Origin of the sequence: Laspinema palackyanum D2c (assembly GCF_025370875.1) — a bacterium.
GTDB classification, from domain to species: Bacteria; Cyanobacteriota; Cyanobacteriia; order Cyanobacteriales; family Laspinemataceae; genus Laspinema; species Laspinema palackyanum.
On the sequence record NZ_JAMXFD010000023.1, the window covers coordinates 33133 to 47220 of the forward strand.

Below are 14088 nucleotides of genomic sequence, written 5' to 3' on the forward strand. Positions count from 1 at the left end.
TTTAATGCCATTCCCAAATCTTAATCGTCCCATCATCGCCGCCGGTGGCGAGGGTTTGTCCATCGGGACTGAAGGCGACGGCGCAAGTGGCGCGGGTGTGACCCGGGAGGGTGCGGATTTCTCGGCCTGTTTTGACGTGCCATAATTTTACCGTGTTGTCGCGACTGCAACTGGCGAGGGTTTGTCCATCGGGACTAAAGGCGATCGCATAAACCCAATGGGTATGACCGAAGAGGGTGCAAATATGGCGTCCGGTTTGGACTTGCCAGAGGTTGATAGTTTGGTCAAAGCTGCTACTGGCGAGGATTTGGCCGTCGGGACTAAAGGCGATCGCACAGACTTGTTCCCCATGTCCGGTGAGGGTATAGAGTTCCTTTCCGGTTTCTCGATGCCAGACTTTAATGGTTTTGTCACTGCTGCCACTGGCAACGAGTTGACTATTAGGACTAAATGCCACTGCCATTGCATATCCCTGATGTCCGACGAGGGTTTGAACTTGCTGTTTTTTGGCAATATCAATTAGTTTGATGGTTTTATCCCCACTGCCACCCGCGATAAATTCTCCGTCGGGACTGATGGCGATCGCATAAATTTCGCTGTCTCCCGGGAAACTATGGAGTTCGCTTTCCCCCAAACGTTGCCAGAGTTTGATGGTGTAGTCCCAACTGCCACTCACGAGAATCGGCGATCGCGGACTATATGCCACTGCGGAAACCCAATGACTGTGACCCTTGAGGGTGTACAATTTTCGTCCCGTATCCCTCACCCACAATTTAATCGTTTTATCCTTACTGGCGCTGGCAATTTGCCGTCCCGTCGGACTAAAAGCGAGGGACAAAACCCAACTGCGATGCGCTTGAATGGTATGAACACATTCAAAAAATCGATAAGCATTAAACTTTTTTAAAGCAGCGATCGCCGTCGGTTCTCTCCGATGTTTCAGCAACAAAAACGCCGATCGCCGCACGGTATGGCAGTCATCTTTTAAGGCATCAATGACTAACTCTAAACCCGCCTGACCATAATTTAACGCCTCTTTCAACGCCGAAACTTTCACCGGAATATCCACCACCGCCAAGCGGGTTTGAATCCCCGTCAGTCCTCCCAATACTGCCGCACCCGGTGGCGGCGCATGGTGACCCCCCATAACAGCATCATAATATTTCGGACCCTCAAAATTCATTGACATAGTATTTGCTGATTCAAACTTGAATCAATTTTCCTCAGTTTTTAATTAAAATTTCCCACGCTTGCCATAACAAAGACGCTCGTTCAGCATCTCGTTCTGGCATCAATTGTCTAGCTTGGTCTAAAGTAGTTTGTGCTTCTTTGTTGTTGCCAGTTTGCTTAATTGCCATACTCATTAACAACCACACTAAGGCTTGATTGGGTTGAAATTGCAACGCTTTTAAATAGCTGGAAACTGCATCTGGATAGCGGCGAAGTTTATAGAGCATGATGCCTTTGTCTCGCCATGCGTCCCATCGGTCTGGCTTGAGTTCTAGGGTTTTCTCATAGCTGGATAATGCCTCGTCATAGTTGCCCATTTCCGCATGGATGCGGGCTTTTTTGTACCAAGCATCGGCATTATTGGGTTTGAGAGCGATCGCCTGGTCATAAGAGGCGATCGCTGCATCAAATTTCCCAAAATTCTCCAAAATTGTCCCTTTAATCATTTGCGGCGTCGCCCCCATTAATCGGGAGACAATCGAGGGATTATTGGGAGGCGGCGGTGATGAATTTCCCCTAACTCCAGGGGACTGGTTGGGTTTGGGAGTCGTTCGATTAGTGATTGGCGGTAACCAATCTAAATCCGTGAGAACTTCCGTCGCGGAATGATAGCGCCGATTGAGATTAGCTTCTAATAATCGGTCTAAAATCTTGGCAAATTCCAGAGTAACGGGAGATAATAGATAATCCCGCCAATGCCAAACTCCTTCCTTAACATCAAATAAACTAAATGGTTCAGTTGCCGTTAGTAATTGCACACAAGTCACCCCCAAACAATACAAATCACTGGCGGGAACCGCTTGGCCTAAAAATTGCTCCGGGGCGACATATCCAGCAGTGCCAATTACTGTTCCCGTCCGTCCCAATGCTGTTGCCGTGGCAAATTTAGCCGCACCAAAATCAACTAACACCAGTTGGCCCGACTTAAAGCGATTGGGTTCTTCTTGCATTTCATTGTTCGCCTCTAAAAGTTCGGTTATAGTGGCGCGTCTAATAATATTTTCAGGTTTAATATCTCGATGAATTACTTTTTTTTCATGGACAAATTGTAAAACAGGCAATAAATCAAATAACACCTCTCGAACCTTAAATTCCGAGAGTGCGCCTTCTGCTTCCAACTCTTGGGCTAAGGTTTGGCCGTCGATAAATTCTTGGACTAAATATTGATAATTATCCGACTCAAAATGAGCCAATAAGGCCGGAATTTGGGGATGAGTTCCTAAATCATCTAAACGGACCGCTTCTTTTTGAAACAGTTGCGCTGCTTTTTGAGCATTTTGGGGGGTTTGGTATTGGGGAAAAAACTGCTTGATGACGCAGCGGGGTTTTGAGGGTTTGTACTCATCGACTGCCAGGAAAGTGCGCCCAAACCCACCCTGTCCAATAGATTTAAGCGCACGATAGCGATCGCCCAGTAGCAGCTTTGCACCGCAATTATGGCAAAAGTTATAGCCTGTTGGGTTTTGAGGCTTTTGACAGTCGGGATTTAAACAATAGCTCATAGGGACAAGCCAGCAACGGGATAACTTAATAGTAATCGGTTGGCCCAGAATGTTATCGAGTCCCTACTCGCGCTGCCAAATCATCACGGTTTTATCGCTGCTGCCACTCACTAGGGTTTTGCCGTCGGGAGTGATGGCAATGCCGGTGACTGGGTTGCTATGACCCTTGAGGGTTCGGATCAGTTCTCCGGTGTCGCGATGCCACAGTTTGACGGTTTTATCGGTACTGCTACTGATTAGGGTTTCGCTGTCGGGGGAGAAGGCAACCGCCGCGATCGCCCCCCCATGTCCCGTAAAGGTGCGAAGTTCTTCCCCTGAGTTCACCTGCCACAGTTTTAGGGTCATGTCTGCACTGCCACTGACGAGGAGTTGTCCATCGGGACTGAAGGCGATCGCATTCACCTTGTCGTTATGAGTCTTGAAAATACAAACTTCCTGTCCCGTTTGTAACTGCCAGAGTTTAATCATCCCATCCTCGGAGGCAGTGGCGAGAAGGCGATCGTCGGGACTAATTGCTAAAGCGCGAATCATGCCACTATGAGCATTAAATCGGCGCAGTTCTTCCCCGGTTTCTCGATGCCAAAAGGCGACTGACCCTCGGGTATCACTGGCGATGATTTGTTGACCGTTATTCAGAAAAATGACCGCATAAACAGCCTCAGAATTGCGGGTAAAGCGATGGAGTGGGCGACCCTCAGCGACATCCCACACTTCTACTGCTTCCCCGACTCCCGCAGCGATCGCCCTGCCATCGGAACTGAAGGCGATCGCATTCACCGAGGCAAACCAGTCTTCCCCATTAAAATTGCGGATTTCTGTACCTTCAGGAATCCCCCAGAGTTTCAAAGTATTATCCCCATCCCCAGCAGCAACTTTGTTGCCATCCGGATGCATCGCCACACAATTGATGACATCTCGATGTCCGGCGATTGTGCGAATGCATCGCCAATTTTGGTTAGGAAATCCGTCAGCATCGGGAACAGTCTCCGGAGAATCAGAGGAAGATTTTTCCCCCCGCCATTTGCCCACAAATCCTTGCAAATCTCCCAACACTTCACCGATTGAAGATTCAATTCCCCCCATTGCTTTGGTGAGGGATTCGGGTTTGGTAAAGGGTTTGATGGACAATTTTGGGATTAAGGGTTTGTTCGGTGTTGTTGGCGTAGACTCGGGGTTTTCCTCCGATGGTGCGATGATTTCTTCGTCCCACTCGTCCAAGTCATCGTCAGAATTGGCAGGCGGTGGCGGTGGCGGTTTCACGGAAAAGGCTTCTTTGCGATATTCCGAGGGGACCCGAGGCGGTTCGCTGGGGTTTTCTGGAATGGGAGGATTGGCAGTAGGTTGATTAGGGTTGCTGTCTTCCGGAGGCGGTGAGGATAGGGTTTGGAGTTCCGGGAGGGGAGAGGGGATGGCGCGGGATGCGGTTTCTAGGGAGTCCAGACGCTGCATGATCGCCTCGATGACGCTATTCACAGAGGCGATCGCTTCTTGATTTTGTTGGGTTAAAGTAGCTTGAATCTCCTGAAGTTCAGTCGCTGTTGGCGGTTCGTTGAGTGCTTCTAATTGTTGCAGGCGATCATAAATTGCCTCAAATTTCGGAGAATTCCACAGGGATTGGATGGCATCTTGGAGTGCAGCAGCAGAAGTGTTGGAGGTGTCTGATTCCGGGGAGGAGGCGATCGCATTAATCGCATTGGCGGTAATCTCCAGTTGACTGAGGCGATCGCTGAGGGTTGCCAGGGTTTCGGCAGTAGGAAGAGTGGCGAGGGTTTGATAAATTTGCCCCACTGCCTTTTCTGTTTGTTCCCACAGGGATTTTGTAAACGCTTCGATTTGGCGTTCCGTTTCTTGATTGACTTGTGCCGTGGCGGTTTCCAGTTGTTCCAGGCGATCGGCTAAAGGTTTGAGATTGGGGAAGGGGGGAAGGGATTCCAATGCCTGATGAATACGGGCGATCGCCGTTTGATTTTCCTGGCGTAACGAGTCTTTTAACTCCAATTTCTGCGCCTCGATGCGATCGCGCTGTTGTTCCAGTTGGGATTCCAGGGCGTTAATCCGGGCGATCATCGGGTCCAGATTCGGCAATTCCGGGATAGCGGGGAAACTCTCCTCAACTTGGGCGATCGCCTCGAACAGTTCATCCCGTAAAGATTCTTGGAACTGCCTAATCCGTTCCTCCGTTTGCGAGTTTGCCTGTTGCTTGCTGGATTCCAGGCGATCGAACCGCTGGTTTAGAGGTTGGAGGGAGTCATAAACTTGGGCGATCGCCTCTTCGCTGCGCCGTTGGTTGAGTTGATAGAGTCGCTGCCGATTCACCAGATTCAAACTCACCGACACCGTTAACGGGACCGCTGCATAAAGGATTTGTTGAGTCCCAGCAACGGCGATCGTGCCCAGCACAGAACCGGCAAGGGCCACAGATTCAGTAATTTCGAGCCAGTGGGGTTTGATCATGGTTTTTCGACAGGTGAACAAGCAATCAACAGTTTGACAAAAGTCTCACGCCCCTCTTAACAAGGGTTGGGGGTTTTCTGGAATGTTGCCAGAGGTCTAAATTACATCGAAGCAGAGACTCACCAAGGCAATTTACCCCAATGAAGTCCTTACCGTTCGATTTCTTTTCTCTATGGTAAGGCTTCTGAAGGCAATCCGATGGGTGGGGTTGTTGCGGTGCTGTTATGGTATCAGCGGGAGGAAATTCATTGTCGATTGAGTGACAGGGAGTAGTAGAGGCTTTTTTTAGAGGCTTTCTCCACCTAATCAACACAGGGAAGATTATCAATTAGGTGGCAATCAACAACTACCAACTCCATTTACATCCTCGAAGGGCTTGACATGATTAAAGGTAAATGTGAAAATTCAAGTGTTATCAAAACAACCCCTACATTATGGAAGGAGAACAACTTTCTTTGTGGCCTGAATTAAAAACAATAAATTCTAAAAAAATAGAGAAGCAACCCAAGTTACGACGATATGAGCGGATTCAGCGGGAACTGGTATTGAGTGAAACTGATCCCTACAAAATTTTTGTAGAAGTAGAATCGGGGAGAAAAGCTGATACTCCATATCTATTTATGGATTTGTTTTGTGGTGCCGGAGGAATGACTCAAGGTTTATTCCAAGCTGGCTTTAATCCGATCGCAAGTGTAGAAGTGAACCCGATTGCTTCTGCAACTTACCAAAGAAATTTTCCTAACTGCAATCATTTTTGTGGAGAGATAGAAAACTTCTCTCCCGATTTAGTTCCCAATAAAATTAAGTCTTCCCCAGTACATTTAATCGTTGGAGGGCCGCCCTGTCAAGGGTTTTCCGTAGCGGGGAAACGTAACCCCAATGATCCTCGGAATCGTTTGTTTCAGGAATTTATTAGAGTGGTTGCCAAGGTACGCCCCTGGTATGTTGTCATAGAAAATGTACCGGGAATTCTGACGCTCCAGAAAGGAGCTATCAAACAAGCAATTTGTGAAGCACTGGAGGCGATCGGTTATTCCAATGTATCGATCGCCATTCTTGAATCGGCTGATTATGGCGTTCCACAAATTCGCCCCCGTGCTATTTTTATTGCGAACCGATTTGGAATGCAGAACCCTTATCCGAAGCCTCAATTAACCTCGGAACAGTACAAACCCATCGAGTCAGCAATTTCTGATCTGCCCGAATATACCCGAATTCCTGAAATTAACCATGAGTGGACTCGCCATTCCTCTGAATATATGGAACGAATTGCAAAAGTTCCTCCGGGTGGGTCATTATATGAAAGTTATGTTGATGCTTTTAAGCGGCAATATCCCGGTAAACCCAGCATGACTGTTAAAGAAAATCATGGAGGCACTCACATCCATCCCTATCTCAATCGTGTCATTTCAGCCCGAGAAATGGCAAGATTGCAAAGTTTTCCCGATTCATTTATTTTTGAAGGATCTATGAAGAAAGCAATGTGGCAAATCGGGAATGCTGTTCCACCTCGTTTAGCTGAGTGTATTGGTTCCGCACTGATTCCCGCTCTAAACACCATAAAAAATTCAGCCTTAAACTAACGTTTTGCTACAAGTTAATCAGCCTGAGCTATTTTTTGATTGAGGCGATCGCGCCAAGTTTCAAAATCATACCAGCCACATCCTACGCAACCTATTTCAGCATCTTTCCCTCTAACCGGGACATCGGCGGGCCAGTTTTCATCTCCTTCGTAATAGAATTTTATGCCCAAAGGTGTCCCTCGTTTGTTAGTTTTGATACAGCGTTCACAACTTCTGGATTTTAAAAGGTTATGGTTTCCAGCACTATCTTTTTTGAGTAATTGAAATTTTTGCTTGATCTCTGCTGGGGTCATGTCCGCATCATGAGGGGGTTCAGTATCTCCCCACCGCTCCATTGGAAAGCGATGATCAATTATTAGTTCATGAACCGAACGGGTTCTTTGTTCTATTACATCCCTGTAAGCATAAAATTCCAATACTTTTTTGGCGAGTTTAAGGGAAATATTGGTTGAAGAATTTGCCGGTTGAAGATTTCCTGTCCAGCGGTCTTGTAGTTGATTAAGTTTACAATTTTCGCAATATCTACTTGCAGTTTCAATGATTAAACCAGGACGACTTTTGGTCCCGCGTTGTAATCCTTGAATTCCACCCCCTCCCGCATATTGTCCCGAACCAATTTTGCTTCCTTCACATCTGCGGCAATGCCATTGTTGGTCGGCCAGAAGGTCAAATACTTTTCGTTGGGTCGAGTTTTTTCTGAATTGATTGATAATGTCAAAGGGTAAGTCTTCCGGGTTCATTCTATCTCGTCAATTTCAACTTCTAATCCATTGAGAAGAGTGGAAACCGTTAAACTTAGACCCTTGGCTAGACTGACAATAGCAGTTAGAGAAGGATTTCTCATCCCGCGTTCAATTCCCGAAATGTAAGTTCGATCCAGGTTGGCACGAAACCCCAGTTCCTCTTGGGAAATTCCCAACTCTGTCCGACGCTTCTTGACAAGATTACCCAAGGCAAGCAGGATTGCTCTTCTCGATTGATTCATTTACCGATTGTCAAGGTCTGTAGACGATGTGTCTATGGACGATGTGTCACATTAAGGTCCTAACCCGAAAAATTTCGCCACAGCTTAATCGTGCCATCGTGAGATGCACTGGCTAAGGTGGTGCCATCGGGACTATAGGCTAGGGAACTGACTGTCATGGAATGTCCCGATAGGGTTGCCACGGGTTCTATTGTGTCCAAAGTCCAGAGTTTGATGGTGGTGTCGTGACTGGCGGTGGCAAAGGTTTTACGGTTGGAACTAATGGCAACTGCCGATCCGGGTAAGACATGGGGACAAAGGGTTTCTCGCAATTCAGGATAATTGTCCGTTGCTGTAGGGAGGGTCCAAATTTTTAAGGTGCGGTCCCAACTACAACTGATTAGGGTTTTGCCGTCGGGACCGATCGCCAAGGCATGAATGGCACCGGAATGGGCGGGAAAATCCTGGAGTAATTCCCCTGTATCCGCCTGCCAGAGGTGAATTGAGCCATCGGCACTTCCCGAGGCGAGAAGGTGCGATCGCCCAGGGTCAGAGGTTGCCCATTTTGGATTGTAGGCGACACAAGTCACGCGATCGCGATGTCCGGTGAGGTTAAATTGTAATTGTCCGGTTGCAATGGACCAAATTTTGACAGTGCGATCGCGACTGCCGGTGGCGACTCGCTGTTTATCGGGACAAATTGCCACCGATGACACCAAGCTAGTATGTCCCGTGAAGGTTTGGGTTGGGATGGGGGGGATGCCATCTCGCAAATCTTTGGGACTGAGTTGCCACAGACTCCAAAGTTTAACGGTTCCATCCATGCTGCCACTGGCAAGGATTTGTCCATCGGAGGCAATAGCAATGGAGAGTATGCCTTGTTCAGATGCGGAGATTTGTTGCACTAATTCCCCAGTTTCTAAATCCCACAAAGCGACGACACCTTTATCATTGCCACTGGCGATCGCCCGGGATTGGGCGCTAAAGGCGACGGCATTGATCGGGGTTTTTCCACCCGTTTGGGCGATGGTTTGGACGCAGTTCCAACCCACTGGCGCAGGTGGAGAATTCAGAGGGGATGGAGAAGGCGTTTCTAATTCTTGTTCTGGGGGAGGGGAGTTTTGGATTGGCGGAAAGTATTGAGATACCATTACCACCTTTCCCTTAGAAATTGCCGATTTTTCAGGCATCTGAAGCTGAATTTTGGGATTGAGTTCTTTTAGCGCTACTTCTGCCGAGGCATAGCGCTTTGATAAACTTTCCAGCAGCATTTTATCGAGGATATTTGCTAACCCATCACTCACGGGATTGAGTAAATAATCTCGCCAAACCCACCGCCCCTCTAAACTATCCCATAAATCAAAGGGGGACATTTGGGTGAGCAAATGGATACAAGTGACGGCCAAACTATATAAATCACTGGCAAATCTGGCTTGCCCCCGGAGTTGTTCTGGGGCTGTATATTCTGCACTGCCAATTGTGGTTCCCAGTTGGGCTAATGTCGTTTCTGTCGCATATTTAGACCCGCCAAAATCCACTAAAACCAGTTTTGTTGCTTGCCCTCTGCTGAGAGTTCCTTGATTGGGATGAGGATGGCGAATAATATTTTCCGGTTTAATATCGCGATGAATCAGGCGGTGGTGGTGGATGAAATGTAAGAGAGGTAACATTGCCTCTAGCAATTCTCGAATCTGAGATTCACTAAATGTGCCCTGTTCGGCGAGTTCTGTGGCAAGATTGGTCCCGGGAATATAATTTTGAACAAAATAGTGGCGATCGCCTTGTTCAAACCAGGCCAATAAGTTGGGAATTTGGGGATGATTGCTAATGATTTTTAAGCGGTCAACTTCTTCCCGAAATAACTCAATAGCGGGGCGATCGGCGGTCGGACTGGGGCGAAACTGTTTAATAATACAAGGCGGTTTTAGGGGTTGAGATTCATCCACAGCCAAATAGGTTTTACTAAATCCACCGGCCCCGATTTGTTGGAGGGCGCGATAGCAACCTGTGGGCGAGGAATGGTCAGAACTTTCCAGTCTTAATTTAGCACCGCAACTTTGACAGAATAGATTCCCATCCGGATTCTGGGGTTTGGGGCAATTGGGATTGAGGCAATGTGTCATAACCAGCACCACCAAGGCATTATCAATATAGCAGTCCTAAATCAGTTGTGTCATAAATCCAAACCTAAGAGCCTTGTCCTTGCGTAAAGTCTGCGCTTGTCCTGCGCTTACCGCCCTCGCGCAGCCTGTGCGCGTTTCACGCCCCTCCTGTGCGTGTTGCACAAACCTCCCTAAAAATTCGCAAATCCCTCAATCTCGATGAGATTCTTGCCACCACGGTAGAAGAGATGCGTCAGATTCTCCAGTGCCATCGGGTTCTGGTGTACCAGTTTGCGCCGACGATGGAGGGGACTGTCGTGGCAGAATCGGTGGAGTCAGGGTATCCGGCGATTTTGGGCATCGAGGTTCGGGATAGCTGCTTTCAGGCAAGGGGGGGCAACTACTTTCTGGAGAGACGGAAGCAGGCGAATCCTGATATCCGCCAAGCTGGATTAAGCCCTTGTCATCAGGAGCTATTGGAAGGCTTCCAGGTACGAGCCAATCTCGTGGTCCCGATCGTCATTGGGGGAGACTCCCCTCACCCCCATGTTTGGGGCTTGCTGATTGCCCATCACTGCCATGAACCGCGACCCTGGGAAGCATCAGAAATTGATTTATTAAATAAAATCTCGGTCCATATTGCGATCGCCATCCACCAAGCCCAACTTTACCAAGATACTCAAATTGAACTGGCGGAACGTCACCGGGTAGAAGCGGCCCTGCGTTCCAGCGAACGGTTATATGCCACCCTAGCGGAAGCCTCTCCCGTGGGCATTTTTCGCACGGATCCGACAGGAAAATGTATTTACCTCAACGATCGCGCTTGTGAAATGCTGGGGTTATCTCGACAAGCTGCCCTCGGCGAGGGGTGGTTCCAAGCTGTGCATCCCCAGGACCAAGATCGGGTGAACGCGGAATGGAACAAAAGCGCCCAATTCCACAGCCCCTTTGCCTGCGAATATCGCTTTTGCCGTCCCAATGGGGAGGTGAGTTGGGTTTTTGGTCAAACCCTGGCTGAAATTGGCCCCGATGGAGAAGTGACGGGCTACATCGGGACGGTTACGGATATCAGCGATCGCAAACAAGCCGAACAAGCCCTAACCACCTTAAATGCCGAACTCGAAGCCAGAGTTTCTAAGCGAACTGAGCAATTAGAACAAACCGTTCAACAATTACAGGGAGAAATCCAGCAACGACAGCAGGCAGAACAAGAACTGCTCCTGGTCAAAGAACGTTTACAATATTTACTCTGGGCCAGCCCTACGATTATTTATAGCTGTCAAGTAACCGCACCCAACATCCTCACCTTTATCAGCTATAACGTCTTCCAGATTTTAGGATATGAACCCAAACAATTCCTAAACAATTCACAATTTTGGTGGGATTGCATTCATCCAGAAGATGTGGAGAAGGTCGCTACTGCATTCTCCGCAAGCAGCCCTAGTCAAAACCCGAGCATGGAATACCGAATGCGCCATGCCGATGGCCGCTATCACTGGGTGCAGGATGATTTTCGGGTTGTCCGAAATGCCCAAGGTCAAGCCCTAGAAATTGTCGGGTCTTGTGTTGATATTAGCGATCGCAAATGGGCCGAGAGTGAACTGAAAGAAAGCGAAGCCCAACTCAGTGACTTTTTCGAGAGTGCCAACGATTTGATTCAAACCGTTGACCCTGATGGAAAAATTCTGTACGTCAATCGCGCTTGGCGTGAAACCCTCGGCTACAGCCCAGAAGACCTCCAGCACCTCTCCATGTCGGACATCATTCATCCCCACTGCAACCCGCGCTATCATCAACTCTTAAGTACCCTCACCGGAGACTGCACTCAAACTGTTACCTTTGAACTGAAAGCCCTCAAAAGCAACGGTAAATCCGTCTTTTTAGAAGGAAGACTCTCCTTGAGAATCGAGGGAAATCACTCCCTAATTCACGGAGTGTTTCGAGATATCACCAGGCGAAAAATTGATGAATTAAAGCTCAGAAAACAAACGGAAGTTTTACAAACGATTTTTGATAATATTCCGATCATGCTGGTATTTTTTGATGCTGAAGGTCAAATTCAGCTTCTCAATAGCGCCCTAGAAAAAACCCTGGGTTGGTCCTTGGCGCAAGCGCAAGCAGAAGATACCTTTGTGGAGTGCTATCCCGACCCGGAACAACGCCAAAAGGTCCTCGATGCCATAGAGGCAGGGACGGGAGAGTGGATTGAGGTTAGAGCTCGAACCCGCCAGGGGAGAGAGATAGAAGCGGCTTGGGCGAATATCCGACTCTCCGATGGCAGTGGGATTGGCATCGGACAGGATATCACCGAACGGAAGCGATCGGAAGCAGCCTTGCGCGACAGTGAGAAGTTATTCCGTTCTACCTTTAATGGGGCCACCATCGGACTGGTTCATACCAATCTCACGGGTCAGTTTCTGCGAGTCAACCAAAAATACTGTGAAATTCTCGGCTATTCTCAGGAAGAATTGCTGCTGAAAAGTTGGAGAGATATTACCCATCCCGATGATGTGGAAAAGAATGTTCAGTGTATGAATCCCCTGATCAAGGGACAGGTGCGCGAGTGTTCGTTTGAGAAACGGTATTATCGGCAGGATGGGTCCATGATTTGGGCATCCCTGACGGTATCCCTGGTGCGTAAACCTTCGGGAGAACCGGACTATTTTATTGCTGCGGTGGAAGATATTACCGATCGCAAAAAAGCGGAAGCTGAAAAAGAAAAACGCGATCGCTATCTGACGGCATTAGTCCAAATTCAGCATCAATTATTAAATTCCTCGGTTGATACGGACCTCTACGAGATGATTCTGAGTATTCTGGGACCCGTCTGCGGTGCCAGTCGCGTCTATATGTTTGAAAATTACCGCGATCCCCAAGGGCGTTTAGTCACCAGTCAAAAAGCGGAATGGTGCGCCGAGGGCATTGAATCCCAACTGGACAATCCCAACTTGCAAAACTGCCCCTACAATGAATTTTTCACGAGACTACCCAATACCCTGGGGAAAGGGGAAATCATTGAAGGCATTGTCTCTAATTTTTCCGAGTCCGAACGTTTAGTTTTAGAACCCCAAGGAATTGAATCAATTCTGTTGTTACCCTTGATGGTCAATGGGGAATTTTTCGGCTTTATCGGCTTTGATAATGGCATTGAAGCCCAACCTTGGGACCCGTTAGAAGTCAGTTTATTAAGTTCCGCAGCAGCGGCGATCGCCCTGGCAAAAGAACGTCAAATCACCCAATCCGCCCTCGCCCGTCAGTTGGCAGCTGTAGAAGCGGCGACCGATGGCATCGGCATTCTCAATGAAAACAACGAATACATTTATTTGAATTCCGCTCACGCGAACATCTTTGGATATGATGACCCCAAAGAGTTGCTAGGTAAAACCTGGAAAGAGTTATACCATCCTGAAGAGATTCAACAAATAGAACAGGAAGTTTTTCCAGTGCTGGGGGCATCGGGACAATGGAGTGGGGAAACCTTGGCTAAAAGAAGAGACGGCACCACCTTTCCTGAAGAAATTTCTCTCACCTTTATTGCGGGAGGGGGATTAATTTGTGTGGCGCGGGATATTACCACTCGTAAACAATCCGAGGAACAAATTAAAGCCTCCCTCCATGAAAAAGAGGTATTGCTTAAAGAAATTCACCATCGGGTCAAAAATAACCTGCAAATCATTCACAGTTTATTGAAGCTGCAATCCAGCTACACGAAAGACCCCCAAGCTCTGCAAATGTTCCGGGATAGCCAAAATCGGATCCGGTCGATGGCTTTGATTCACGAACTGTTATATCGCTCCAATAACTTAGGCAGCATTAACTTTTCGGAATACATCAATCAGTTAACCACGAATTTATTGCGAGCCTATAATATCACCGCTCATTCCCGGCCCCAAATTTTCATTAATGTAGAGCCTATTCAATTGGGAATCGATACAGCGATTCCCTGTGGATTAACGATTAATGAATTGATTACCAATGCCTTCAAATATGCCTTTGTTGATGGTTTGTCCGGGACAATTAGCATTGATTTTCATAAAGATGAATCGGACACTTACGAACTGAAAATTTCCGATAATGGGGTCGGACTTCCTCCGGACTTGGATTTCCGAAATACTGAATCCCTAGGGTTGAAATTAGTCTGTAACCTCACCCGACAACTGGATGGAGAAATTACCCTCGATCGCAGTCACGGAAGCTGCTTCACGATTCGATTTAAGGAATTAACTTACCAACCTAGAGGATAAACAAGTGGA

The 14088-nt window shown here is 47.8% G+C and carries 8 protein-coding genes; 2 read left to right on the forward strand and 6 right to left on the reverse strand.

Annotated features, from left to right (window positions below; translation table 11 throughout):
• Window position 1 precedes the first annotated feature (1 nt).
• The 3 genes from NG795_RS21475 to NG795_RS21485 all read right to left on the reverse strand — a co-directional run bounded on the left by NG795_RS21475 (window position 2) and on the right by NG795_RS21485 (window position 5186).
• Window positions 2-1189, reverse strand: a complete 1188-nt coding sequence (locus NG795_RS21475; protein ID WP_367290681.1) for a WD40 repeat domain-containing protein — start codon at window positions 1187-1189, stop codon at window positions 2-4.
• A gap of 34 nt (window positions 1190-1223) precedes the next feature.
• The gene (locus NG795_RS21480) at window positions 1224-2732 is read right to left on the reverse strand and encodes a protein kinase domain-containing protein (RefSeq protein WP_367290682.1); all 1509 of its coding nucleotides are present in this window, start codon (window positions 2730-2732) and stop codon (window positions 1224-1226) included.
• Between the two features lie 63 nt (window positions 2733-2795).
• Window positions 2796-5186, reverse strand: a complete 2391-nt coding sequence (locus NG795_RS21485) for a WD40 domain-containing protein (RefSeq protein ID WP_367290683.1) — start codon at window positions 5184-5186, stop codon at window positions 2796-2798.
• Between the two features lie 434 nt (window positions 5187-5620).
• Between NG795_RS21485 and NG795_RS21490 the strand changes: the two genes are divergently transcribed.
• On the forward strand, window positions 5621-6769 hold the full coding sequence (locus NG795_RS21490) for a DNA cytosine methyltransferase (protein ID WP_367290684.1): 1149 nt from the start codon (window positions 5621-5623) through the stop codon (window positions 6767-6769).
• A 14-nt stretch (window positions 6770-6783) separates the two neighbouring features.
• On the opposite strand, the gene NG795_RS21495 is transcribed toward NG795_RS21490, so the two are convergent.
• The 3 genes from NG795_RS21495 to NG795_RS21505 are packed head-to-tail and all read right to left on the reverse strand — an operon-like array spanning window position 6784 to window position 9856.
• A complete protein-coding gene (locus tag NG795_RS21495; protein WP_367290685.1) occupies window positions 6784-7509 on the reverse strand; it encodes a restriction endonuclease in 726 nt (241 codons plus the stop codon).
• On the reverse strand, window positions 7506-7754 hold the full coding sequence (locus NG795_RS21500; RefSeq protein WP_367290686.1) for a helix-turn-helix domain-containing protein: 249 nt from the start codon (window positions 7752-7754) through the stop codon (window positions 7506-7508). Before NG795_RS21500 ends, NG795_RS21495 begins: the two co-directional genes overlap by 4 nt.
• Before the next feature lie 59 nt (window positions 7755-7813).
• Window positions 7814-9856 carry a protein kinase domain-containing protein gene (locus tag NG795_RS21505; RefSeq protein WP_367290687.1) on the reverse strand — a complete coding sequence of 681 codons (2043 nt, stop codon included), beginning with the start codon at window positions 9854-9856 and terminating at the stop codon, window positions 7814-7816.
• 149 nt (window positions 9857-10005) lie between these two features.
• Between NG795_RS21505 and NG795_RS21510 the strand changes: the two genes are divergently transcribed.
• Complete coding sequence (locus NG795_RS21510; protein ID WP_367290688.1) at window positions 10006-14079, forward strand: PAS domain S-box protein; 4074 nt, start codon at window positions 10006-10008, stop codon at window positions 14077-14079.
• Window positions 14080-14088 lie beyond the last annotated feature (9 nt).

Coding starts and splice junctions, on each gene's coding strand:
- NG795_RS21475 (WP_367290681.1), bottom strand. CDS start 1,189: ATGTCAATGAATTTTGAGGGTCCGAAATATTATGATGCTGTTATGGGG.
- NG795_RS21480 (WP_367290682.1), bottom strand. CDS start 2,732: ATGAGCTATTGTTTAAATCCCGACTGTCAAAAGCCTCAAAACCCAACA.
- NG795_RS21485 (WP_367290683.1), bottom strand. CDS start 5,186: ATGATCAAACCCCACTGGCTCGAAATTACTGAATCTGTGGCCCTTGCC.
- NG795_RS21490 (WP_367290684.1), top strand. CDS start 5,621: ATGGAAGGAGAACAACTTTCTTTGTGGCCTGAATTAAAAACAATAAAT.
- NG795_RS21495 (WP_367290685.1), bottom strand. CDS start 7,509: ATGAACCCGGAAGACTTACCCTTTGACATTATCAATCAATTCAGAAAA.
- NG795_RS21500 (WP_367290686.1), bottom strand. CDS start 7,754: ATGAATCAATCGAGAAGAGCAATCCTGCTTGCCTTGGGTAATCTTGTC.
- NG795_RS21505 (WP_367290687.1), bottom strand. CDS start 9,856: ATGACACATTGCCTCAATCCCAATTGCCCCAAACCCCAGAATCCGGAT.